This window comes from Streptomyces sp. NBC_00425, assembly GCF_036030735.1.
In the GTDB taxonomy this organism is placed as follows: domain Bacteria; phylum Actinomycetota; class Actinomycetes; order Streptomycetales; family Streptomycetaceae; genus Streptomyces.
This window is the reverse complement of record NZ_CP107928.1, coordinates 291,591-312,330: the sequence shown is the minus strand read 5'-3', so window position 1 is coordinate 312,330 and position 20,740 is coordinate 291,591. Positions and strand designations below refer to the sequence as shown.

Annotated in this window: 19 protein-coding genes and 5 pseudogenes; 14 read left to right on the top strand and 10 right to left on the bottom strand. The window is 69.7% G+C overall.

Annotation, left to right across the window (positions count from 1 at the left end):
* Nucleotides 1-424: 424 nt before the first annotated feature.
* Entirely contained in the window at nucleotides 425-973 is a 549-nt protein-coding gene (locus OHS82_RS01365; protein ID WP_328433046.1) for a transposase, read from the bottom strand.
* A gap of 80 nt (nucleotides 974-1,053) precedes the next feature.
* Here OHS82_RS01365 and OHS82_RS01360 point away from each other — a divergent pair, with 80 nt between their 5' ends.
* The 3 genes from OHS82_RS01360 to OHS82_RS01350 all read left to right on the top strand — a co-directional run bounded on the left by OHS82_RS01360 (nucleotide 1,054) and on the right by OHS82_RS01350 (nucleotide 2,519).
* The gene (locus tag OHS82_RS01360; RefSeq protein WP_328433045.1) at nucleotides 1,054-1,251 is read left to right on the top strand and encodes a hypothetical protein; all 198 of its coding nucleotides are present in this window, start codon (nucleotides 1,054-1,056) and stop codon (nucleotides 1,249-1,251) included.
* Between the two features lie 89 nt (nucleotides 1,252-1,340).
* Nucleotides 1,341-2,012, top strand: coding sequence for a tetratricopeptide repeat protein (locus tag OHS82_RS01355; RefSeq protein WP_328433044.1), 672 nt, complete (start codon nucleotides 1,341-1,343; stop codon nucleotides 2,010-2,012).
* Between the two features lie 123 nt (nucleotides 2,013-2,135).
* On the top strand, nucleotides 2,136-2,519 hold the full coding sequence (locus OHS82_RS01350; RefSeq protein WP_057575143.1) for a hypothetical protein: 384 nt from the start codon (nucleotides 2,136-2,138) through the stop codon (nucleotides 2,517-2,519).
* Nucleotides 2,520-2,546: 27 nt separating this feature from the next.
* On the opposite strand, the gene OHS82_RS01345 is transcribed toward OHS82_RS01350, so the two are convergent.
* Nucleotides 2,547-2,840, bottom strand: coding sequence for a hypothetical protein (locus OHS82_RS01345; protein WP_057575145.1), 294 nt, complete (start codon nucleotides 2,838-2,840; stop codon nucleotides 2,547-2,549).
* A 54-nt stretch (nucleotides 2,841-2,894) separates the two neighbouring features.
* Between OHS82_RS01345 and OHS82_RS01340 the strand changes: the two genes are divergently transcribed.
* The 3 genes from OHS82_RS01340 to OHS82_RS01330 all read left to right on the top strand — a co-directional run bounded on the left by OHS82_RS01340 (nucleotide 2,895) and on the right by OHS82_RS01330 (nucleotide 4,153).
* On the top strand, nucleotides 2,895-3,218 hold the full coding sequence (locus OHS82_RS01340; RefSeq protein ID WP_199863684.1) for a hypothetical protein: 324 nt from the start codon (nucleotides 2,895-2,897) through the stop codon (nucleotides 3,216-3,218).
* A gap of 51 nt (nucleotides 3,219-3,269) precedes the next feature.
* Nucleotides 3,270-3,491: a hypothetical protein gene (locus OHS82_RS01335; protein WP_199863685.1), complete on the top strand. Its 222-nt coding sequence runs from the start codon at nucleotides 3,270-3,272 to the stop codon at nucleotides 3,489-3,491.
* A 92-nt stretch (nucleotides 3,492-3,583) separates the two neighbouring features.
* A complete protein-coding gene (locus OHS82_RS01330; protein ID WP_328433043.1) occupies nucleotides 3,584-4,153 on the top strand; it encodes a peptide deformylase in 570 nt (189 codons plus the stop codon).
* A gap of 360 nt (nucleotides 4,154-4,513) precedes the next feature.
* On the opposite strand, the gene OHS82_RS01325 is transcribed toward OHS82_RS01330, so the two are convergent.
* Nucleotides 4,514-5,017 (bottom strand): hypothetical protein, encoded by a 504-nt coding sequence (locus OHS82_RS01325; RefSeq protein WP_328433042.1) that lies wholly within the window; start codon nucleotides 5,015-5,017, stop codon nucleotides 4,514-4,516.
* Nucleotides 5,014-5,259, bottom strand: coding sequence for a helix-turn-helix transcriptional regulator (locus OHS82_RS01320; RefSeq protein ID WP_057575148.1), 246 nt, complete (start codon nucleotides 5,257-5,259; stop codon nucleotides 5,014-5,016). Before OHS82_RS01320 ends, OHS82_RS01325 begins: the two co-directional genes overlap by 4 nt.
* Before the next feature lie 592 nt (nucleotides 5,260-5,851).
* On the opposite strand from OHS82_RS01320, the gene OHS82_RS01315 reads away from it, so the two are divergent.
* Genes OHS82_RS01315 through OHS82_RS01305 form a run of 3 tightly spaced genes read left to right on the top strand, consistent with a single transcriptional unit; the run spans nucleotide 5,852 to nucleotide 10,107 of the window.
* A complete protein-coding gene (locus OHS82_RS01315) occupies nucleotides 5,852-8,800 on the top strand; it encodes a CHAT domain-containing protein (RefSeq protein ID WP_328433041.1) in 2,949 nt (982 codons plus the stop codon).
* A 19-nt stretch (nucleotides 8,801-8,819) separates the two neighbouring features.
* Nucleotides 8,820-9,191 (top strand): hypothetical protein, encoded by a 372-nt coding sequence (locus tag OHS82_RS01310; RefSeq protein WP_057575151.1) that lies wholly within the window; start codon nucleotides 8,820-8,822, stop codon nucleotides 9,189-9,191.
* A gap of 4 nt (nucleotides 9,192-9,195) precedes the next feature.
* Nucleotides 9,196-10,107, top strand: coding sequence for a hypothetical protein (locus OHS82_RS01305; RefSeq protein ID WP_328433040.1), 912 nt, complete (start codon nucleotides 9,196-9,198; stop codon nucleotides 10,105-10,107).
* Between the two features lie 244 nt (nucleotides 10,108-10,351).
* On the opposite strand, the gene OHS82_RS01300 is transcribed toward OHS82_RS01305, so the two are convergent.
* The 3 genes and pseudogenes from OHS82_RS01300 to OHS82_RS01290 all read right to left on the bottom strand — a co-directional run bounded on the left by OHS82_RS01300 (nucleotide 10,352) and on the right by OHS82_RS01290 (nucleotide 15,403).
* Nucleotides 10,352-10,753, bottom strand: a complete 402-nt coding sequence (locus OHS82_RS01300; protein ID WP_328433039.1) for an SUKH-4 family immunity protein — start codon at nucleotides 10,751-10,753, stop codon at nucleotides 10,352-10,354.
* Nucleotides 10,750-11,625, bottom strand: a pseudogene (locus tag OHS82_RS01295) (Tn3 family transposase); the annotation flags it as partial. The gene OHS82_RS01300 and the pseudogene OHS82_RS01295, both read right to left, overlap by 4 nt.
* A 751-nt stretch (nucleotides 11,626-12,376) precedes the next feature.
* Nucleotides 12,377-15,403 (bottom strand): MGH1-like glycoside hydrolase domain-containing protein, encoded by a 3,027-nt coding sequence (locus OHS82_RS01290; RefSeq protein ID WP_328433038.1) that lies wholly within the window; start codon nucleotides 15,401-15,403, stop codon nucleotides 12,377-12,379.
* Nucleotides 15,404-15,983: 580 nt separating this feature from the next.
* On the opposite strand from OHS82_RS01290, the pseudogene OHS82_RS01285 reads away from it, so the two are divergent.
* Nucleotides 15,984-16,481: pseudogene (locus OHS82_RS01285) on the top strand (IS5 family transposase); the annotation flags it as partial.
* A 2-nt stretch (nucleotides 16,482-16,483) separates the two neighbouring features.
* Here the strand turns inward: OHS82_RS01285 and OHS82_RS01280 are convergent.
* A pseudogene (locus tag OHS82_RS01280) lies at nucleotides 16,484-16,603 on the bottom strand (IS5/IS1182 family transposase); the annotation flags it as partial.
* 18 nt (nucleotides 16,604-16,621) lie between these two features.
* Nucleotides 16,622-17,098, bottom strand: coding sequence for a hypothetical protein (locus OHS82_RS01275; RefSeq protein WP_199863689.1), 477 nt, complete (start codon nucleotides 17,096-17,098; stop codon nucleotides 16,622-16,624).
* 45 nt (nucleotides 17,099-17,143) lie between these two features.
* Here OHS82_RS01275 and OHS82_RS01270 point away from each other — a divergent pair, with 45 nt between their 5' ends.
* From OHS82_RS01270 to OHS82_RS01260, 3 genes and pseudogenes are all read left to right on the top strand, one after another.
* A complete protein-coding gene (locus tag OHS82_RS01270; RefSeq protein ID WP_328433037.1) occupies nucleotides 17,144-17,266 on the top strand; it encodes a hypothetical protein in 123 nt (40 codons plus the stop codon).
* Nucleotides 17,263-17,475, top strand: a complete 213-nt coding sequence (locus OHS82_RS01265; protein ID WP_328433036.1) for a hypothetical protein — start codon at nucleotides 17,263-17,265, stop codon at nucleotides 17,473-17,475. The genes OHS82_RS01270 and OHS82_RS01265 overlap by 4 nt, the downstream gene beginning before the upstream one ends.
* A 724-nt stretch (nucleotides 17,476-18,199) precedes the next feature.
* Nucleotides 18,200-18,645 (top strand): annotated as a pseudogene (locus OHS82_RS01260) (transposase); the annotation flags it as partial.
* Between the two features lie 57 nt (nucleotides 18,646-18,702).
* On the opposite strand, the pseudogene OHS82_RS01255 reads toward OHS82_RS01260, so the two are convergent.
* A pseudogene (locus OHS82_RS01255) lies at nucleotides 18,703-18,925 on the bottom strand (IS5/IS1182 family transposase); the annotation flags it as partial.
* Between the two features lie 595 nt (nucleotides 18,926-19,520).
* On the opposite strand from OHS82_RS01255, the gene OHS82_RS01250 reads away from it, so the two are divergent.
* A complete protein-coding gene (locus OHS82_RS01250; protein WP_242432987.1) occupies nucleotides 19,521-20,243 on the top strand; it encodes a hypothetical protein in 723 nt (240 codons plus the stop codon).
* The last annotated feature ends 497 nt before the right edge of the window (nucleotides 20,244-20,740 follow it).

The window sequence follows — 20,740 nt, the reverse complement described above, 5'->3', positions numbered from 1 at the left end:
CCCTCAACTACGCCACGGGCCAGGCGCAGACCCTGCTGGCCCCGGCCCTGGCCGCCCACCCGTCCCTGCGGATCGCGACGAAGGCCGGCTACTTCACCGCGGCCACCGGCGCCGACGCGCTGAACGCCGGTGTCCTCACCGAGGACCAGGCCATGGTCGGGCACAGCCTCACCCCGGACTATGTGCGCTGGCAGATGGGCCGCAACCGCGAGCAGCTCGGGCGCGAGCGGCTGGACCCGCTCTCGGTGGTGGCGGAATCGTCGGCTTCGTATCGAGCGGCGGGACCGGCGGCGCCTCGACCGGCGCAATGTGTGTCGGCCGGGACCTGGCGTTCTATCAAGGCGGCGCGGGAGGCAATGCGGCCAGCGGCGACCCGGGATCCGACGGCAGCGGATACGTGGGCGGGGACGGAGGCGCCGGAGGGTCAGGCGAGAGCACGGCCGTGGGCTCGGCCGGGGCCGGAGGCGCCGGCGGAAACGGCGGCACCGGGGGAAGAGGCGGATACCACGGACCCGTCGGGCTTTCCAGCGCCGCCGCGCCCAGCTTGTCGTCCCCCTGGCCCGAGCGCGTCCTGGAGGGCCTCGGACACCCCCCGGGCGCCGATACCGTGCCGCGGCTCCTCGTCCAGGCCCTCGCCGGGCGGGGACACCGTCACCTTGGTCACCAGCTCCACCTCCCGTCGGGGAGCCCGCTGAGCGCGCCCCGCAGCCACTGACCCCCACCAGGGGGCTGGCCAACCAGGGTCCGTCTTCAAACGGATCTTGCCCAGAGGACGGCGGAAGCGGGTGTAGACCGTCTGCCAGGGGCCGTAGCGTTCCGGCAGGTCACGCCAGGAGATCCCGGTCCGGATCTTGTAGACCATCCCGTTGACGACCTGCCGGTCCTCCACCCGCGGCCGGCCCGTCGCGGCCCGCGGTATCAGCGGAGCGAGCAACTCCCACTCCTGATCGGTGAGTTCATGACGACGTATCACCCCGCCATGATCCACCATCCGATGATCTTCGAAGACGGACCCTGGAAGGCGACGACTTCAAGGACACGTACACCGAGGCCATGGCGAAGATCATTGAATCGAAGCGTGAGGACAAGCCCCTCCCGGAGGCACCGGAGCCCGACAAACCGGGCAAGGTCCTCGACCTGATGGCGGCCCTGACCGAGTCCGTGCAGAAGGCCAAGGCCTCCCGCGGCGAGGGGGACCGGCCCCGCCCGCGGCCACAGGCTACAGCGACGTCGGCACGACCTCGGTGCTGAAGTCTCGCCACGGACCCGCGACGTCGCTGGCCGCAGGCGGATAGAGAAGGCCGTAGTCGCGGTTGAAGCGATTGGCTTCCGCCGCCGAGATGCGAGAGGAGGTTGGGGACAAGGAAGAGGCGGAACGTCTCCTGCGGCAGGCCGCCGACGGCGGCAGCATCAGCGCCCTGCAACGGCTGGCCTTCATGCGAATGAGTGCCGGGGACCGGGAGGGCGCCGATACTCTGGCCCTGGAAGCCGTTGGCCACGGCAGCACCGGTGCCCTATTTCTCCTGGTCTTGGCACGGAACGAGGCTGGGCAGCAAGAACGGGCGGAACGCCTCCTTCGGCAGCTCGCCGACGACGGCAACGTCTCAGCTCTGCTCCACTTGGTGATGCTGCGGGAGTCGGCCGGGGATAGGGAAGGCGCTGAGGCTCTGGCTCAGAAGGCCGCTGTCCAAGGCAACGCCAACGGCCTGTATAACCTGGCCGTGAGGCGGGAAGAGGCCGGGGATCGGGAAGGTGCGGAGAACCTCGCCCTGGAAGCCGCCGACCATGGGGATACGGAAGCTCCCTACCGCCTGGTCATGAGGCGGGAGGAGGCCGGCGACCGCGAAGGGGCGGGGCGCCTCCTCCAGCAGGCCGTCGACCACGGCTGTACCGACGACATACTCGAAACACTGTGGCCGCACGGCTTGGACCCGGATGGCACGCCGACACCCCCATGGCAACCGTCGGAATACGCCCCGCCCGAACAACACGTACCGCCCGGCACGCGGTAGGCCGAATAGGGCGGCAACACGGCGGCCCCAGCTCGGTGCATGCCGCTCCAGGCTGCCCACTGGCCCGAGAGCCCGTGCCCGGTAGGGCGTTACGCCCTCAGAGCGATCTTCGTTGGACTCGGTGTGACTGACTTCGACGAGTTGATGGCCGACCCGACGGACTATGCGAACTGGCTGCTGTGCCGCGGTCCGGAGATGCCGGAGGAACACAGGGCGGAATTCCGGGTCGGCGTTGTGGCTGCGCTCGCTGCCTATCCACGCTCGGAATGGGACGATCGGTTCCGCGAGTTCGTGCTCACCAACTGCATGGAGCCGTACGTGCGGCCACTGTTCGAAGCGTGGCTGATGGCGTCCCTCGGAGGCTGGCTCGCGACCAAGGACGCGGGGCCGGCTGAGTTGTCGGAGCGGCTGCATGAACGGTTCGGTCCGCAGACCGCACGGCACCTGCGGGATGCGATTGCGTGGGGGCAAAGCCAGTGCGCCACGCCGAGCCAGGTGCAGCTGTAGATCCGGCGATGGTGTCACCAGGCGACCTCAGAGGCGGGAGTTACAGTAGACGGTGTCCGCCCTGGTCACGAAGAGGGCGCGGATCTCCTGGAGCACCGCATACAGCCGTTCGACGGCTGCTCTGCCAGAGGCGCCGAGGTCCTCGCGGGCTGCGTCCAGCAGGATGGCGAGGTGCTGACCACGGATCCGTCGGGTGACCGTGCGTCGGGCCTGGCCGATGGCGGCGTGGAGATGTTGGCGGTAGGCGCCGGGCTGGATCTGGGCGAGCCGGCCGCGCCGCAGGTCGATCCGGGCGGCCGTGCCGTACAGGTTGGAGCGCAACCCAGCCGGGAAGCACGAGTCGGCCGCGCCCGCCAGACCACCACGGTGGCCGCCGTGCCCGCGTCACCAAGGCCCGAGCAGCCCTACGCCACTGGGTCGGCGATCGTGGTCGAGCACGACGCCGCCCGGCTCGACTACGACGGCCGCGCCTACCGGCTCACCATGCGCCGCCTGCTGCGCAACACCGGCACCGCCCCGATCACCCGCTACCTGATCCGCATCTCGGTCGACCGCTACCCGGGCGATCCGGAACGCTCCAACGCCCACTACCGGCAATACCCGCTGACCTGGGACGAGCTTGCCCTCACCGCGACCTGTCGCGGGGAGACGATGTGCTGGGAGGCCAAGCATGACCGGGACGCGTTCAAGGAGGTGTGACTGCTGTTCGACAACGACCAGGGGCGTTTCCCGCTCTACCCCGGCGATGCGGTGTGGATCGAGTACGCCTACACCGTCAGCGACACCAAGTGGGGACGCTGGTTCCAGCGCGCCGTACGGCTGCCCACCGAGCACCTGGAGGTCACGCTCGCTTTCCCCTCCGCGCTCGATCCGGTGGTGTGGGGAACCGAGACCTCGATGACCGCCGAGGCGTCACCACTGCCCAGCGCGCCCGCACGGCGCGAGGAGAACGCGATGCGTCTCTTCACCTGATCGACCGCCCGCCCGGCCCTGCACGCTCGCTATCGTCTCGAATGGCGGTTCCGGGCCCGGCCCGAACAGGACGTGAATCAAGGGGAGTTCAAGTGACCGTGGTGCAGCCCAGCGAGCAGATGCGCAACCTCGGCGTCGTCCAGCAGGGTGCCCCCATCCTTGCCGAGGTGACGCGCCGCTTCGATCTGCCCGCCGAACGGGAAGCCGCCGAGCAGGCCGTGGACGCGCTGTTCGCCTCCATGGAGCGCATTTCGCGCGTCCACACCTTCGCCAAGGGCATGGGCATCGCCGCCTCGCAGATCGGCATCGGCCGCGCGGCCGCCGTCGTCCAGCCCGCCGAGCAAGGTGCCGGTGCCGTCGTACTGCTCAACCCCCGCATCACCGACGTCTCCGACGACATAGACGAGCAGTACGAAGGGTGCCTGTCGTTCTTCGACGTCCGCGGCATGGTCCCCCGCCCCCTACGCATCACGGTCGAGACGACGACACTCGACGGCGCCACCGTCATCACGGTGTACGAAAGGGGGCTTGCCCGGCTCATCGCCCACGAGGTCGACCATCTCGAGGGGCGTCTGTACGTGAGCCGCATGCGACCCGGCGTCGAGCCCATCCCCGTTCAGGAGTACCGGCAGACCGGCCGGAGCTGGGCATACGAGCGGTAGGCGGTTCCGATGGCCGCCCGGCGCTTCATCGCAGAAGCGGGAGCGCGCCGCTGATCATCACGTGCGGCGCTCCGACCGCGGTCGGCCGCCCAAGCGAGCTGGAGCAGCATGCCTCCTGCAGGCATCCGTCCAGCAGCTGCGGAACCTGACCAATCTGCCGCTGACGGACACGTGGCCAGAACCGCTGCCACCCCGCTTGGAAACGGCACCGGCTGCGCGGGACACTCCCCACACGCGGGGGATGGTCCCCGCTCGAAGGCAAAACGAAGCTCGTCTCCGAGGCCAACATCCTCACTGCGGTCCAGCGGTACGCGGGCAGCCATCATCCGTCAGTCGCGCGGCCACCACCCGTGAGGCGGCTCAGTCCTCGGCGGGGTCGTCCTGGATCCGCAGGCCAGCCACCCAGAGCGGCATCAGCAAGTGCACGGTGAGGGCGGCGAACAGCACCGGTGCGGCCAGGCCTTCGACCCGCACATCCCCGAACCATCCGGCCGCGCCCACGCCGACTGCCCCCAGGAGCAGGAGCGCCCCGGTGATCCGGTGGGCGCCGGCATGGACGCGGTCCCGCTCGGCGAGCTGACGCTCGTCCAGCATCCGGGTGCGTAGCTCGAGCAGCCCGCGGGTGGCTCCGTTGATGACGCCGGTGGCCACCGTCCAAAGCGGCAGCACGGCCAGCATGGCGAACAGCGGCCAGCGCGCATCGCTGAAGATCGTGGTGGCCCATGCGGTGAAGCCGGCTACGGTGAGCAGTAGATGGGCGCCGATGACGGCCCGCCTGCGCGTGGCCGTTGCGTACATCGGGGCCGCCGCCCGGTCGTTCATGATGGCGTATATCCGCCGGTCGTACTTCGTCGCGGTCGTCACTGCTTCCTCCCATAGACCTCGTCGGTGAGCGGCCGGAACGGCTCGAGGGAGAACAGGGCCTCCACCGGTAGTTCGAAGAACCTGGCAATCTTCAGTGCCAGGTCGAGACTGGGGTTGTACTGCGCCCGCTCGATGTAGCCGATGGTTTGGTAGTGGACCCCCACCGTCTCGGCGAGGGCCTGCCGTGACACCTTGCGCTCAGCCCTCACCACCGCCAGCCTGTTGTGCACCTGCTCACTCATGTATAAGAAGTACTACATTGATGAGCAGTCGCACAATACAAATCACGCAACTGCCGGCGCACGGCGTTCCTCTGGGCCGTGAACTTCCCCCAGGCGGCCGCGATGCGGTCAGCCAGTGCGGCAGCGGACCTGCGCTGCCGTCGCCGACCAACCTCGACCGCTGGCAGACGATCTACGCCACATACTGCCGCTCACGACCAGCACCGACACCCGGGACAAGCAGCACACCACCACCCTGACTGCGGCCAGGCTCTCGGCTGCGCCCTTTACGCCTGGCACCGCCTCACCAGCGAACTGCCCAGACGGCCGCCGTCCAGCGACTACTTCGGCCGCGAATGCACGTCCGACAGGCCACGCCGAAGTTCGCGACGCCTCACCGCCTACCACGCACGAGCTCGTTAGTCGCCTTCTTTTGGCGATTGCCTCTCCTGCCGCCCCACCCGCTCACTACCGTGGCCGTCTCCGCGGCAGCGAGCGCGGTGGGGAATCGGGAGCGGCAATGACGGATGCCGAGGGTGCCGAAGGGGCCTTGCCGTGGGCACCTGCGTCGCGTGACGACGTGCTGGCTGGCGGGACGCACTACAGCGTCGCCATGGCGCTCCACGAGGTGCGCGACCGGCTGACGCCGGAAGCGGTGGGCCCGACTGGAAGCGACGCGTTCAACAAGGTCTGCCTGGCCGCCTACTACTACCTGGCCCGGTGCAGCAACCTTCCCGAGGACACCTACGGCCGCGAGTGGAACGTCCACGCCAGCTGGTTCCTCTTCGCTCTCGTGTACGCGGTGGATCCCCGGCTCGTGCCGGAGGCGATGCGCGAGGCGTTCGACCGGCACACGCCGACCGTGTTCCCCGCGTACGAGACCGTGCACGCCGTCGGCAGCGCCCTGCTGTCGAGCAGCAGGGAGGACGGTTGCGAGGAAGGCATCGTCGCGAGCGCAGTCCTCATCGCCTGGGCGCGCAAGGAGGCCCGGGGCACACCCTCCGAGCCCTCCATCGCCTTCAACCTGGGCTCCGCCCTGGCATCCATGGCCTGCGGCGAGGACGCCCCGCCCGGGACGAGGGAAAAGGGCATCGGCCAGATGCGCGAGGCGATCGCCGCCCTCCCCGCCGGCGATCCCGTCCGCGAGGTCATGCTGGCCGAGCTCCGGCGGACGCTGGCCTGGCAGCCGCCGGCCACCCATCCCGACGGCAGCCCCGAAGCCGAGATCACCGCATACATACGGGAGGGTGGACCGGAGCGGCTGGACAGGGCCGTCGACCTGTTGCGGGCAATGGCCGACGCGCCCGCGGCCGAGGAGCAGGAGCGCGCGCGACGCCGTGCCGAACTGGGTCAGGCGCTGCGGATCCGCTTCGAGCTGACGGGTGAGCTGGCCGACATCGACGCGTCGATCGCCGAGCTGGAGGCCGTTGTGGCGGCGGGAATCCCCGATCCGGAGTTACGTGCCTCCGATTTCTCCCTCCTGGGCGTCGCCCACCTCGCCCGGTATGTCCAATTGCAGCAACCGCTCGATCTGGAGGCGGCCACCCGGGCCGCACGGGCCGCGTGCGACGACCCGGCGACCGACGCCTCGCCCGCCCACCCCCAGCGGCTCACCGACCGGGCCTCCGTCCTCACCATGCGGTACCGAGTTGGCGGTGACCTCGCCGACATCGACCAGGCCATCGAGGACCTGACGTTCGCGGCGCACGCCACGCCGCCGTCCCAGCACGACCACCCCGTGATGCTGATCAAGCTGGCCGTCGCCCTGAAGGAGCGGGGCGTGCGCACGGAGGACATCAAGAGCCTCGATGCGGCCGAGAAACTCCTGCGGCCTTTGGCTGGCACCCCCTCGGACACTGGCCCCAACGAGCTGCTGGCCCGGATGGGACTGGGCGACGTCCTGTTCGCACGGGCCCGGCTGACGGGCGACGCCACCGGACTCGTCGGCGCGATCGATCAGTACGCGGCCGCCGCGCGAGCTTCCACCGAGGCCGTCCGCAGTCGGCTGATCTGCGCCCGTCGGTGGGGCATGGCAGCCGTCGAACTCGGCGCCCTGGGTGTCGCCCGCACCGCCTTCGGTGTCGCGCTGGCCGAGCTCCTGCCTAAGCTGGCCGGGCGGGCCCTCGGCCGGGAGTCGCAGGAGGCGCGCCTGCGCGAGCTGCCCCCGCTGGCCACCACGGCCGCGGCGGTCTCGCTCATGGCGGGCGAGGCGCAGGAGGCACTCGTCCGCCTGGAACAGGGCCGGGGCGTCCTGCTGGCCCAGGCACTGCAGCTGCGCGGCCGGCAGGACGAGCTCAGGGGCGCGTCCCGCCCGCTCGCCGAGCGCTTCGAGCAGCTCTGCGCCGACCTGGTCGCCCCGCACCGTAGCCCCGAGCAGCGTCGGCAGGCTGCTTCCGACTTCGACGCGCTGGTGGAGAAGATCCGCACCCTGCCGCGCATGGGTGACTTCCAACGGCCCTGGGCTTGGGAAAAGTTGAGGGAAGCGGCGGCACACGGGCCGGTCGCCTTGGTCAATGTGTCCCCGCTGGGCTGCTTCGCCCTGCTGCTGGCCCCGGCCACCGACGGCAAGGGCGACGAGGGCACGCTCGACTATCTGTCACTGGAAGTCACGGCAGCCGACATCACCACCCGCTCCGAGACCTTCCGAGCCGCCGTCGCCGCCCTCGCCGACCCGGCCACCCCCGGCCCGGAGCGATACTGGCAGGACCGCGCCATGAAGGAGACCCTGCGCTGGCTCGGCGAGTACATCGCCGGCCCTGTCCTCGCGCGCCTCGGCCTCGCACAGGCGCCGCGCCCCGGCGAGCCGCTGCCGCGGCTGTGGTGGTGCCCGACCGGCGTGCTGTCGCTGCTGCCGCTGCACGGAGCTGTGATCGACAAGGGCGGTACGTACGTCCAGGACCGGGTCGTCTCCTCGTACGTACCGTCCCTCGGCTCCCTGCTGTACGCCCGCTCCCGGCCGGCGCCCCGGCCCGGGCGGGCCTCGCTCGTCACCGTTGCCGTGGACGCCGCCGGCCCGGCGTACCCGCACCTGGCGGCCCTGGGCGAGGAGCTGGCGGCGGCCGGCGAAATGCCGGGCCCGCGAGAAGAGTTGAGGGACGCGGCGGCCACGCCCCAAGCCGTGCTCGCCGCCCTGCGTGCGCACACCCACGCCCACCTCGCCTGTCACGGCGTACGGAACCCGGCCGACCCCTCCCGCAGCCGGCTCCTGCTGCACGGCGGTGAGCTGACCCTGCGCGAACTGGCCGCCGAGCGGCTGCCGGACGCGGAGTTCGCGTATCTGTCGGCCTGCCACAGCGCCGCGCCCGGCGAGGAGCTTGCCGACGAGGTCGTCTCCGTAGCTTCCGCCTTCCAGCTGTGCGGCTACCGGCACGTGATCGGCAGCATGTGGACGGTGAAGGACGCCGTGGGCCCACTGCTGGCCCGCGAGGTCTACCGCAACCTGGCCGCACCAGACACACCCGGCCCGGCACACGCCCTGCACCGGGCGGTCGCCGCACTGCGTGCCCACGACGACTACAAGGACCCGCTGTTCTGGGCGTCCGTCGTCCACAGCGGACCGTGAGAGGGAGGAAGCGAGCGACATGGAAGAGGAACGCGCGCTGCGCCCCGAATTCTGCGCGGCGATGTCCTGGCTGGAGGACGTCATGGCGGCCGACGGCCGGGGCGGCGAGCTCCACGCCGCCGTGGAGGCTCTCCGCGCGGGGACGGTAACCGTACGGCAGGTCCTCACCCGCCTGGGCATCCCACCGCACGTACTGACCGGTGAGACGGGCCCGACCCGCGGGGAGGGCGACGGCGGCATTCCCGTGCCCGTGCCGCAAGCCATCGGCGAGGTGTACGTCTGCCCCGACGGCTGGTGCGGCCTGAAGGAGCCCCGGCCCCCGGGCGGCGCGATACCGGCCGGGGGGCGCTGCTGGCTCACGAACCGGCCGCTGCGCGTCCTGGAGGCGTGAGCCGGTGGCTCCCGTCCTCGACGGCCTCGGCGAAAAGCTGGCCGAGAAGTGGGTGTCCGCCCTGGCGGTGCCCGGGCTGCTGTTCACGGGGGCGGTCGCTGCCGCCGCCGTGCTCGGCCACGGGCACGCCCTCGACGGCGGGCTCCTGCGCGAGCGGGCCGGGCAGTGGGCGGCTACCGCCGGGCATTGGCCGGTCGTGGGGCAGGTCGCGGCGGTGGCGGTCGCCGTCCTCGCCTCCGTGGCGGTGGGGACGCTCGTCCAGACGTGCGCCGAGGAAGTGGCCGTCAGCGTCTGGGCGGGGGAGTGGCCGCGGTGGGCCGACCGGTTGGCCGCCTGGTCGACCGAGCGGCGCGTGCGGCGATGGCAAGACATCCAGGACGAGATCGACCGAGCCCGCGGTGCCGTCCCGGCTCACGCCCGCCGCGACTCCGACCACCAGCAGATCGACGAACTAGCCGCCCGTCGTGACCGGATGGTCCCGGCCATGCCCACCCGGCCCACGTACACCGGCGACCGGTTCGCCGCGACGGACAGCCGGCTGCGCGGCCAGTACGGCATCGACCTTGCCACTTGCTGGCAGCCCCTGTGGCTGGTGCTGCCGGAGGAGACCAGGGCGGAGCTGCGTGCCTCGCGGGCCCGCTTCGACGCCGCCGTGGCCGGATCCGTGTGGGCCAGCTGCTACGCCGTGCTCGGCTGCCTGTGGTGGCCGGCCGCAGTGACGGCCGTCGTCACCGGGCTGGTGGCCTGGCGGCGCGGCCGGAGGGCGGCAGCGGTCCACGCCGGCCTGGTGGAGGCCGCCGTCGACGTCCACCTGCGCACGCTCGCCGGGGAGGTGGGTGCCGCCGTGCCGCCCGGCACCCCGTGGGAGCCCCGGTTGGGCCCCGTCCTCAACCGGCTGTTCCGCAAGGGTGCCTAGTTAGGACGCCGTTGTCTGTCTTGATCTTGGCGTGGTTCTGCTGGGCAGGGGCTGGTGGCAGGTGGTGCAGACGCCTGCCCAGCCTTCAGCAGGTCCTGGAGGACGTCCGAAGCCGAGAGCACCCCTCGCCGTCCTCGGCCTCGGGACTGGTGGGCTCGCATGTTGCGGTGTCGCGTATTCGCGAGCCGCTCGACGTGTCGGACACGGTGAGTGATCGCTTGGGGATCGTGGCGGCCGCGGGCGACTACCAGAGCCAGCGGTCGAGGAACTCGGCCCAGATGGACGCGTTGTAGCCGTCGAAGGCAGGTGGATCGATCTTCTTGAGTTCGTCAGCGAGCATGCTGGGCTCGACCAGGGCTTCGTCCTCGCGGTCATCCGGATCGCTGAGGATCTCGGACTCGCTGACGTGCAGGCCGTAGTGGTGAAGGGTCCGCAGCCACAGGTCGATGGAGGAGTTGGCGAACCATGCCTCGCCTTGCGGAAGGACGTAGTGGACCGCGCCTGTCCCGGGTTCGACGCCGAACGACCATTCCAGGCCGGGCACGAGGTCGCCATGGTGATTCTGGGCGAGGCGGTAGAGCGACCTACCATCTGACGTCTGGAGTGCTGGAGCCGCCTCCACCTGGAACGATACGTACTCGATCAACTGATCGACGATGGGGATACCGTCATCTCGCTGTCTTCCGAGGCACCGTCGCTGTATGGATCACGCAAGGGTCGTAGATCGCCTCCCACGGGGGTGGAGGCCCGGAAGCTGTAGCGGCCCAGGCAGTTGAGGTTGGCGTGCTTGAGTGGGGAGAGCCGGCTCACGTCTTCGTCCAGGACGTCGTGTTCGCGCTGGTCGGCGGGCAGCGCCCGCAGGGCGGTGACGGCGGCGTCCAGGTAGCGGGTCGTCCACACGGCGGCGTTGAGGACCAGACCGAGCGCGCCGAGCTGGTCTTCCTGGCCCTCGCGGTACACCTGCATGACATGCCCGCGCTTGCCGTGGCGGATGTCCCGGGCCAGCTTGTGACGGGACTCCTGGACGGTGAGCTGCCGGTTCATCTGCCGGCGGTAGGTGTCGTCGACCGGGTCGACCATGCGCAGCAGGTGCAGCGTCTTGGCGATCCGCCCGTACTCGGCGAACGCCTGCCCCAGCGGAGTGGGGCACCCCTCGCGGCCGAACATCCGCAGCAGGTCGTACGCCATCACCTGCCCGGTCACCAGGGAGCCTGCCACCCGCAGCATGTCCGGCCAGTGCGTGGTCACCTTGGTCAGGTTCACCCGGTTACGCGCGAGGGCTTCCAGCGGCCCGTAGCCGCCAGTCGCGACGCCGGGCATCTCCGCGCGCCAGAACCGCTGGTCGGCCAGGTCACGGAAGCGCGGGGGGAAATTGTAGCCGAGCAGGGAGAACAGGCCGAACACGATGTCGGAGTAGGAGGCGTTGTCGGTGGCGACCATCTCCGGCTTCACCCCGGCGTCCAGGTTCAGCAGGGTGTCCAGGATGTGCAGGGAGTCGCGCGGGATGGCGGGCACCACCCGCAGGCCCTCGTCGATGTGTCGAGGTGTCATGCCGAGTTCGGCCCCGTACTCGCGCATGCGGTCGAGTCGGCCGGCGGGGAACATCCGCTGGACGTTCCTGCACACCGGACGTGACCTGGAAGAACTCACCGGCGAAGACATGCCCAGGAGGATTTCGCTGCGCCGTGACTCTTCGCAGCGTGGGTCGCCCTCGGTCAGGGCGCCGACCCACTCCTTGCCGCGGTCGGCGTCGGCGGCCAGCCAGCGTGCCTGCCAGCCCTCCCCGGGGTGGGGCAACAGCCAGTCGAGGATCTTGGCCGCCCCGGCAAGACGCCGGGTCCCGGGAGCAACTCCGCGGCTGTACGTTCTCTGCGGCCAGGCCGGCAGGGTGGGCAGCAGGGCGAGGACCTCGTCCCGGCTGAGCCGGTCGTGCGGGCCGATGCGGTCTTCGTCAGCCTTCAGGTCGTGCTCGACGAACAGCGCTCGTGGTGGCGTCGGGCCGGTTCCGGCCCGACGGACGGAGTTGGCGCCGGCGGGGTGCCTGGCGGGTCATGCCGCACCCCCGCCCGGGCCCACGCGTTCCGGCCGGTAATCAGCCGGCGGGGTCAGGCGGAAGGTGGCGAGGACGCGTCGCGGTGAGCCCGGGGCACGGGGATGTCGGCGGGTTCCCGGCGGACATCCCCGGTACCTGGGCCGATGCCCCGGAATGTGCCCCGGGGCCGCGGCAGCGTCGGATGACGCCGCCGCGGCCCCGGGGTGGGACGGTCGGTCAGGAGTTGAACGGTGTGGATCCGTCGGCCGCGGCGAGGCGCCACAGGTGGTCGGCGGTGCCGTTGTCGTTCCACTGCAGGACCGTGGCCCCGGATGCGGTGGACATGTTCTGGACGCCCAGGGCCATGCCGCTGTTCTTGTTGACGATCTTGCAGTAGCCGCCGCCCGCGTCCACCACCGACCACAGGTGGTCGGCGGTGAGGGTGTCGCCCCACTGCAATGCGATGGCGCCGGCCGTCTTGGAAGCGCCCTGGACGCCGAGGACCTGGCCGCTGTTGATGTTGAAGATCTTGTAGTAGCCGTCCTCGGCGGGGACGATCTTCCACTGGTGGTTGGCGGTGCTGTCAGCCGTCTGCTGCTGGGCCGCGCCACCGGCGTTGATCGAGGAGCCGGAGACGCCGAGCTCCAGGTTGCTGTTCTTGTTGACGATCTTCACGGCCGGGGTCTCCGGGTACCAGGACTCCAGCTCGGTGACGCCGACGAACTTGCCGGCCTGCGGAGTGAAGAGGACCCGGAACTGGGACGTCGTGATCGTTGGGAACGTCACCTCGTTGGCGTTGTTGGCGACCGGCGCGGCCGGGCTCTTCGTCTGGTTCGGGACGTTCACCCACGAGCCGTTGTCGAGGTACTGGACGGTGTAGCTCGCCGGGACGCGGATGTTCGCGCCGTCGTCGTAGGTGTAGAACTTCACCTCGTTGATCTTGCGTGGCGCGCCGAAGTCGACGCCGAGGTGATCGGTGGCGTTCGGCGAGCCAGAGTTGGTCCACCGGTCGTCGGGGGTCTTGTCGTAACGGATCCAGCCGTCGGTGGCCCGCAGCGGGGCGTCGAAGGTGGTGGGCTTGCAGGTCTGCCCGCTGTGGCAGTGCGGACCGTTGGAGACGGTGTTGGTGTAGGAGGCGAAGGCCTTCGGGAAGGGCTGCGTGATGGCGCGGCCCAGCCAGTCCTGCTCGGCGGTCAGCGGGTTGGCCGCCACGTTCATCATCTGCGGGGGCTGCACCGGGGTGACCGGGGCGGCCACGTTCACGGTGGTGGTGGTGCCGAGGGTCGCGGTCTGGAGGATGCGCACGCCGTCCTGGAAGACCTGCAGGCCGCTGCCCTTGCCGTAGTGGGTGCCGTCCTTGTCCCAGCGGATCGAGTAGGTGTGCCCGTGGTAGGGCAGGCTCTCCACCGCGTAGTAGTCCCAGCCCGCCGGGATCAGCGGCTTCAGGACCATCGTGTTGTCCGCCTGCGGCTTGATGCCCAGCAGGCCGGTGAGGACGAGGTCGTTGAAGCTGGAGTGGTTGTAGTTCTCGCTGAAGTTGGTTCCGTCGTAGATCCAGTCGCCGGTGTCACCGTTGGCGGCCTCGGCGATGTAGGGCTTGCCGTCCTTGTGCTGGAGGTCGGCGAACTGGGCGAGCATGGTCGCGTAGTCCTGCTTGGTGACGTAGCTCTGTGCCGGATAGTCCTGGAGCAGGTTCGCCATGCCGGTGAGGACCTGGCTCGTCTGGAAGGGCCAGCTCGGGCCGTTCCAGTGGCAGCAGTTGGCGTCGTCGTGCTTCTGCGTGGCGGGGATCGCCTGGTAGTTGAAGTACGGGTTCGCCGTGATCCGGTCGAGCTCGGCGAAGCTCGTGCCCTTGGCGAACTTCAGCGTGTTGGCGCCGGCCTTCATCGGGACCTGCACGGTGACGGCCTGCGACTCCGAGAACTTCTGCCAGGTGCCGGTGGGGGAGTAGCTGACGGTGATCGGGTTGGCGGTGTCGTCGTTGACGACGAGCTGGTGCGTGGACGTGCCACTGGTGCCGTTGGCGTAGTACACGGTCACCGGGAACGTCCCGGCGGCGGGCGCGTCCACGGTGAACGTGACATAGCTGTCGGCGAAGTCGATCTGCCCGATGTACTGGCCGTTCGAAGCCGTCGACGAGTTGAACAGGTTGGCGTGGTTACGGGTGGCCTGCTCGGCTTCGAAGTCGTGCACCCGCTCCAGGGTCGTGGGCCCGAACGGCGCCTTGAACCTCTTGGCGTCGTTCAGGAACTTCCAGGCCGACGAATACTGCGCGTCCGGCAGCTCGAACGCCCAGGGGGCGTAGCCCATCAGCTCCCGCCAGGTCGTTTTGGTCTGTTTCAGGGTGCCGTTGGTGGCGTCCGTGTTGTAGACCTGCATGAAGAACTGGCGCTGCGGGTCCCAGAGCGAGTTCTGCACGGCGTCCTTGAGCTGCGCGGCCTTCGCGTCGTAGTCGTTCGCGGTCGCCGTGTCCCCGGTCATCGTGGCGATCTTGCTGATCGCCTGGGCGGCGGCGTACATGTACGCGTTGATCGTGGGCCGGTAGCCACGGCCGCCGCTGAACCAATTGCTGCTGTGCATCGACGTCTCGGTGTACTCGGTGGCGTCGGACAACGGGCTCTGATGGTAGAGGTCGCTGGTCGACTGGGCGCCGTTCACCGTGATGTCGGCGTTGAAGTCGGCGTCCCACCGCTTGTACAGGGCGATGAGGTGGGGGAGAGCCGACTTGATCTGCGCTGCGTCACCGGTCGCGAGATAGCGCTGGTAGGCGGCGCTCGTGATCCACTCGCTGAAGCTCCGCGCGCCCGGGTTGCCTGCCCCGCGCAACCAGAAGTCCAGGTAGTCACCCGCGTAGTCGCGATTGTGCAGCCAGCGTCCGTCCAGCACGTGGTAGCCCGCCGCGTCCGGGAGGGCGGTGTACGGGTTGCCGGCGTAGCCGATCGGCACGTCGTACTCGGTCGACACGAACCCCGTGCCCGGCACGGTGTAGCGCAGCGCCCGCTTGTAGGAGCTCCACCGGTAGTAGTAGACGTCGTCGATGTCGTTGTCGGGGGTGTCGACGAACGGGATGTTGTCCTTGTACCACTGCCGCTCGTCGAGCCCGCTGGCGGCGAGGATCGCGTCCCTGTCGAGCGCCACCGCGTTGGGGTCGTCGGCCGCCTGGGCAGCGGGCGCGCCCGGGCCGGAGGTCAGGAGGCTGATGGACAGCACGGAGGTGCAGAGCGCGGCCAGTGCGCGGCGCCTGGGTCTGAGGGGATGACGCATCGAGGTGTCCTTCATTGGGCACATATCGGAGTCGGGATCTCGAACGTTGTTCCCAATCCCGAGCCGTCGCGACGACCGAATCGGGGGCAGGGAGAGGCTGAGGGGTGCCGGCACCACCTATGGAGGCCGGCGCCCGGGCGGGTCAACTGGTGAGGCAGAAGGCAGCGTCGCTGCGGGCCAGTGTCGTGGGGGGTGGCGGAGCGGGAGCTCTGTGGGTTTCCTGTGGGTAAATTGTTCGAGAAATCGAACGGCGTTCGTGAGGTCGGGCAGACGCTAAGGGTGGGAGGCGGTATGCGTCAATCCCTTCGCCATGGTCGGATTGGGGGTCCGACAAGGCGGTTACCGTCGTCCGACGCACCCTGACGCGGGCATCGCCTCGGCGGATCTGCCCATGCCCGCATCCGCGGCCCACCGGCGCACTACGTGAGGTGACGACCCGCCGGGAGGACAAACCCGATGGCACGCAGCCCGACCACGCGTGCCGTGGCGGTCCTCATCTCGCGCCGGACCATCCTGGCGGCCAGCAGCTTGCCCGCCCTGGGCTGGCCCAGGCCGTACACGGCGCGCGGGTCGTCCCGGGGTGACGCCCGCCAGGACGAATCGCGAGTGGTCGCTTGTGGAGCCGCATCTGCCGCTTTCCGGCAGGCGGGGGAGGCCGGTGGAACGATCACCGCACCGTGCTCAATGGGATCCTGTTCCGGATCCGCACGGGCATCCCGTGGCGTGACCTGCCGGGACGCTACGGCACCTGGAAAACCGTCTATGAACGGCATCGCCGCTGGTCAGCGGACGGCACCTGGGACCGGATCCTGCAGGCGGTCCAGGCCTACGCCGACCTGGCCGGCCGGATCGACTGGGGCATGGTCGGTGTCGACTCGACCTCCTGCAGCGCCCACCAGCACGCGGCCGGAGCCCGCAAGGCCACACCGCGGGTTCCGAAAAAAGGACGACGCCCCGGCTCCACCGCCCCGATAAAGGGCTCGGACGGTCTCGGGGCGGGCTGACCTGCAAGATCCACGTTGCCGGGGAAGGCGGCTGCTGCCCGACGGCTCTCCTGATCACTCCGGGCCAGTGGGGCGGGTGGTGGACGCCATCGCCTTTGAGACGGCAGTCGCGGAGGATCTTCCAGGTCTTCATGCGGGCGAAGACGTGCTCGACGCGGGCCCGGACTTGCTTGTGGGACTTGTTGTGCGCCTGCTTCCGCCTCGTGGCACTCCGTCATATCTGGCGGTGGGCATGGGCTGGATCGTTGCAGATGCAACCAGTCGAGGGGATCGCCGGATCTCGTGAGTAACCGTGGCACTCGCACAGGAGGCACGGGAAGAAATGGAGCGACAGGTCTTCGCCGGCCTGTGTCAAACGCGTTGCCGCTGTCTCCTGGAGGACCTGCAGCCGCTCGTTTAGCTCCACATAATCGGCCCTGTTCTGCTCATATGCCTGCTTTACGGCATCGGAGACTTCTCCTTGAAGGCTCATCATCCCTCCAGCGAAGATCGGACGATGCTTCCAGTCTCCCTCCGTGCCCGGCGACACGCAGGACGAGGGACCGGCGAGGACTACGCTTTCGCGCTCGAAGCGCAGCGCGATGACCTGCAGGAAAACCCGCTGCTGATCGCTCTCGGCAACGCCCGCGCCGCGCGCGAGGCCGCCGACCGCGAGATCCGCCACCTCCTCGCCTACGGCCGCGAGTTCCACGGCCGCCGCCCCTAAGGACTCGATGACCTCGCCGAGGCCAGCGGAATGTCGATCTCCGGCGTACGCACCGCCTACACCGGCCGCGAGATCGACGCCGTCGCCCGCGAGATCGGCCGCGCACCCGACAGCCGCCGCGCCCGTCCTCCGGCCGCACCGGAGCCCTCATGACCAGCCACCCCGCCCCCGCTCCACCGGCCTGCGCCTGCCGGCACGCATGGCCCACCCTGACCGCCGTGATCGAGGGCGTCATCCACCCGGTCGTGCCCGCGCCCGCCCACACCCCCACCTCCGCCCTCTACCTCGCCCACTGCACCGGATGCGGCGCCGCCTACACCGGCCCGTGGAAACGGCTCACCCCCTCATCCCGCGTCGCCTGAGGACACCGCGCGTCGCAGGGGCGCACAACCGGCCTGCGGCCGCGCCCTGTCGGGACGACCCGGTACCGCCCTACCGTCTGAGCACACAGTGACCGGTCCGGGCGAGGAGAGAGCGGAGGCGGCCAGTGAAGCGCAGGGCAGTGCTGAGCGCGGGAGTCGGGGCGTGCGCCGCCGTGGCCGTGTCGGGAGGTAGGGCCTGGGCCGGTGAAACACCCGCACTGCGCGCCGAGGACGTCGCCGCCGCACGCCGGATGTTCACCCATGGCCGCTACGACCAACCGCAGCAGCGAATGCCCGCGCTGCTGATCGCCGCGCACGGCAGCGCGATGACCGGCTCGACGGCTGCGGGGCGTGAGGGCCAGTTGCTGGTGCTCGCCTCCCAACTGGCCGTGAAGCAGGGACGGATCGACGCGGCCGCCACCCACGCGGACACCGCCGTCGCCACGGCTCGGCGATCGGGCCGGCCCGCGTTGCTGGTAGCCGCCGCGCGAGCGGCCGCAACCCCGCTGCGACGCACCGGCCGCACCGACCAGGCTCTGCGGTTGCTCGACGAGGCCCGCACCCACCCGCACCCACCTGACCGACGCGCGCCCCACCGCGCCGCTGCTGGACGCGGCCGGAATGCTCGCCCTGGCCGCCGCCTACACCGCCGCCCAAGGACGACGTTGCGGGCCTTGAAGAGCCAGTTCGTCCCCCGACGCCGCCCCCATTTGCGGGCGCCGGAGGCGTGCTGGTGCGCACCCGGGACCACACCATCGCCGAGCAGTCGAGAACTACCGGCACTCCACCAACCACCAGGTCAGCATCGACGCCGACACCCGGCTCGTCGTCGCGGTCGGCCGACCACTGCCCGGTAACCGCAACGACTGCAAGGCATGGGAGCTGTCCGGAGCGAAAGACGCCGTCGGCAAGGCCACGGTGATCGCGGACGGCGGCTACCGAGGCACCGGCCTGGTCATCCCCCACCGCCGCGAACCCGGCCAGAGCGAACTCCCGGGCTGGAAAGAGGAACACAACCGCTCGCACCGCAAGGTCCGAGCCCGCGTCGAGCACGCCTGCGCCCACATGAAGACCTGGAAGATCCTCCGCGACTGCCGCCTGAAAGGCGACGGAGTCCATCACGCCATGCTCGGCATCGCTCGCCTCCACAACCTCACGCTCGCTGGTTGACCAGGGAAATGCCACTGGAGCCGATAGAGCCTGTCGGTGCGTGACCCGGAGCAACTGGTCAAGCCCAGGGCTACAACCTCGGTCGCCATCGTCGACTTGGTGCGGCTGAGTCCAGATGAGGATGGCGGCGAGGTAGGGAGCGGCCTGGTCCACGATGGCGAGCTTGTCCGTTCCCATGGCAAGGCCGGGTTGATGTATCGCTCGACGGTGTCGTGCTGCTTGTACGCCTCAGGGGCGAAGCTTGGCGGGCGGCTCCGGTTTGACTTCGCCGCAGGCGATGTGTTCGGCGGTGCGGTCAATGCTCCTGTGGATGAGGGGCACAGGGGCACGCTGCCGGACGTCGGTGCTTGCAGCAGAACACACCGCAGGCCGGAGCGGGTGCAGGTGGTCGCGAGGCTGTCGGCGATGGCTGCGCAGAACCGAGAACCTTTCCTCCCATACGCAGTTCGAGTGAATGAGCCGGTTGGTCGGTTCGGGGCAGGTGGAGAGTCTTCTACGGTCTCTGAATGATCTGAGGGCTACACATATCGCTTTCGGGCGGGGACCGATGGAAGGCGAACCACATGTCGAGGCTGGGGAAGTCGCCGGACGTGCTCAAGGCCTGGGCGGGCCACTGCCATCGGCCCGGGGTGTGGGCAGCATGGGCCGCGGCGGGCGTGGCATGTCTCGTGGGCACAGCGCTTGTCCTCAGCAGACCGTGGGCGGCCGGGAACGCGACGGCGAGGATAGTGGCTCTCGGGCCGTCCGCCGGTTGCTGGGGGTTGACGGCCTCCCTGGCGCTTCGTGCGTGGCGGACGAGCGGGCGCGTGCGGACGCGTTTGCTTCTGTTGGGGGGGTCGGCGGTAGCCGGTGGTGTGTACCGGGGAGCGGTCAACGTGCTGTCGGCTCACCCTGCGGGTTCGGGACGGGACGAGCGATCGCTGTTCGGTTCGGTGGTAGTCACCGGAGTAACGCTCGCGGTTGGACTGGGGATGGCCGGTCTGGTGGTTGCGGCCGATGCCGGCAAAGGCCGCCGCGTGTTGCTGCGGCGCGTGCTTGACGGGATAGCCACATCGGGGGCCGTGCTCATGACGGGATGGGTACTGCTGCGGGAGGCCAGTGACGGCCGGCGGCTGGGGACGGGGATGGTCGGTGTCCTGTGGACCGCGGAGGTCGTGTTCCTCAGCTTTCTGTTTGCCCTGCGCCGTCTCGTACGGAGCGACCGGAGAGTCACCTTGTGGGCTGGGATCGTCGGGCTGGCCCTCATGCTGGTCGGCGACACCCTGCGACTGTGGGTGGTCGGCCCGCGCAGCCTTGAAGGGATGTCCGGTCAGCTGGTCAACACCTGCATCACCGTCGGCCTGCTGGTCGTGGCCGTCGGCCCTTGGTTGCCCGGCGGGGCGAGCGTCCTGGGCACCGCTCAGCCGACGTTGCGATGGGGGATGGAGGGTGCAGCGGCGTTCATTCCCCTGACAGTCTGCACTGTTACGGCGTTGGGATATGCGTTGGCTCCTCTGGCCCGTGACCCGGTGCCCCTGTTGGTCGGCGGAATGGCACTGCTGAGCCTATGGGTACGCCAGACGTTCCTGCCGAGCGAGAACACCACGAATGATCGCTGAGTCCTCGTTCGGCTGGCCGCCCTGCTGCGGCCGCTGAACGCCAGGTTCGGGCACGGAGCTGCCGAGCGCGTACCAAAGCGTGCCGTAGGCAAGATCGCCCGTCGCCGTCCCCGCCGGATACGGCGACGGTCCTGCGCTGGGGTCGACGCCGGTGACGCCCGTGCACGGCGGCCTACTGCTGGAAGTACCGCCTTACCGCATGGCTCTATCCGCTCCTACGCCGGCTGGCACCCCAGTACTCGACGACGACCGAGTGCCTGGGACGGGCCGTGATCGCCGTTGTGGGACTCAATGGCCGAAGCCCCCATGTGCTCCACATCCCGGAGATCAACCGCCTCGGCAAGCTCATCGCCACGGGCGCAGCCCCTTGGGAAGTCACGTTTCTGGTGTTCTCCGACGACCTCAGATACACGGCGCCGCCACACTTGCCAACCCGTGCTCTGCCGCCCGGGATCGTGCGCGCCATATCAACTCGACTGCCATTTCCTAGGCGGACA

Bases quoted from the DNA above. Each gene is read 5' to 3' on its own strand.
- OHS82_RS01290 (WP_328433038.1), bottom strand. From the start codon at position 15,403: ATGCGTCATCCCCTCAGACCCAGGCGCCGCGCACTGGCCGCGCTCTGC.
- OHS82_RS01360 (WP_328433045.1), top strand. From the start codon at position 1,054: ATGGCGAAGATCATTGAATCGAAGCGTGAGGACAAGCCCCTCCCGGAG.
- OHS82_RS01265 (WP_328433036.1), top strand. From the start codon at position 17,263: ATGACCAGCCACCCCGCCCCCGCTCCACCGGCCTGCGCCTGCCGGCAC.
- OHS82_RS01315 (WP_328433041.1), top strand. From the start codon at position 5,852: ATGGCGCTCCACGAGGTGCGCGACCGGCTGACGCCGGAAGCGGTGGGC.
- OHS82_RS01310 (WP_057575151.1), top strand. From the start codon at position 8,820: ATGGAAGAGGAACGCGCGCTGCGCCCCGAATTCTGCGCGGCGATGTCC.
- OHS82_RS01355 (WP_328433044.1), top strand. From the start codon at position 1,341: ATGCGAGAGGAGGTTGGGGACAAGGAAGAGGCGGAACGTCTCCTGCGG.
- OHS82_RS01320 (WP_057575148.1), bottom strand. From the start codon at position 5,259: ATGAGTGAGCAGGTGCACAACAGGCTGGCGGTGGTGAGGGCTGAGCGC.
- OHS82_RS01270 (WP_328433037.1), top strand. From the start codon at position 17,144: ATGTCGATCTCCGGCGTACGCACCGCCTACACCGGCCGCGAGATCGAC.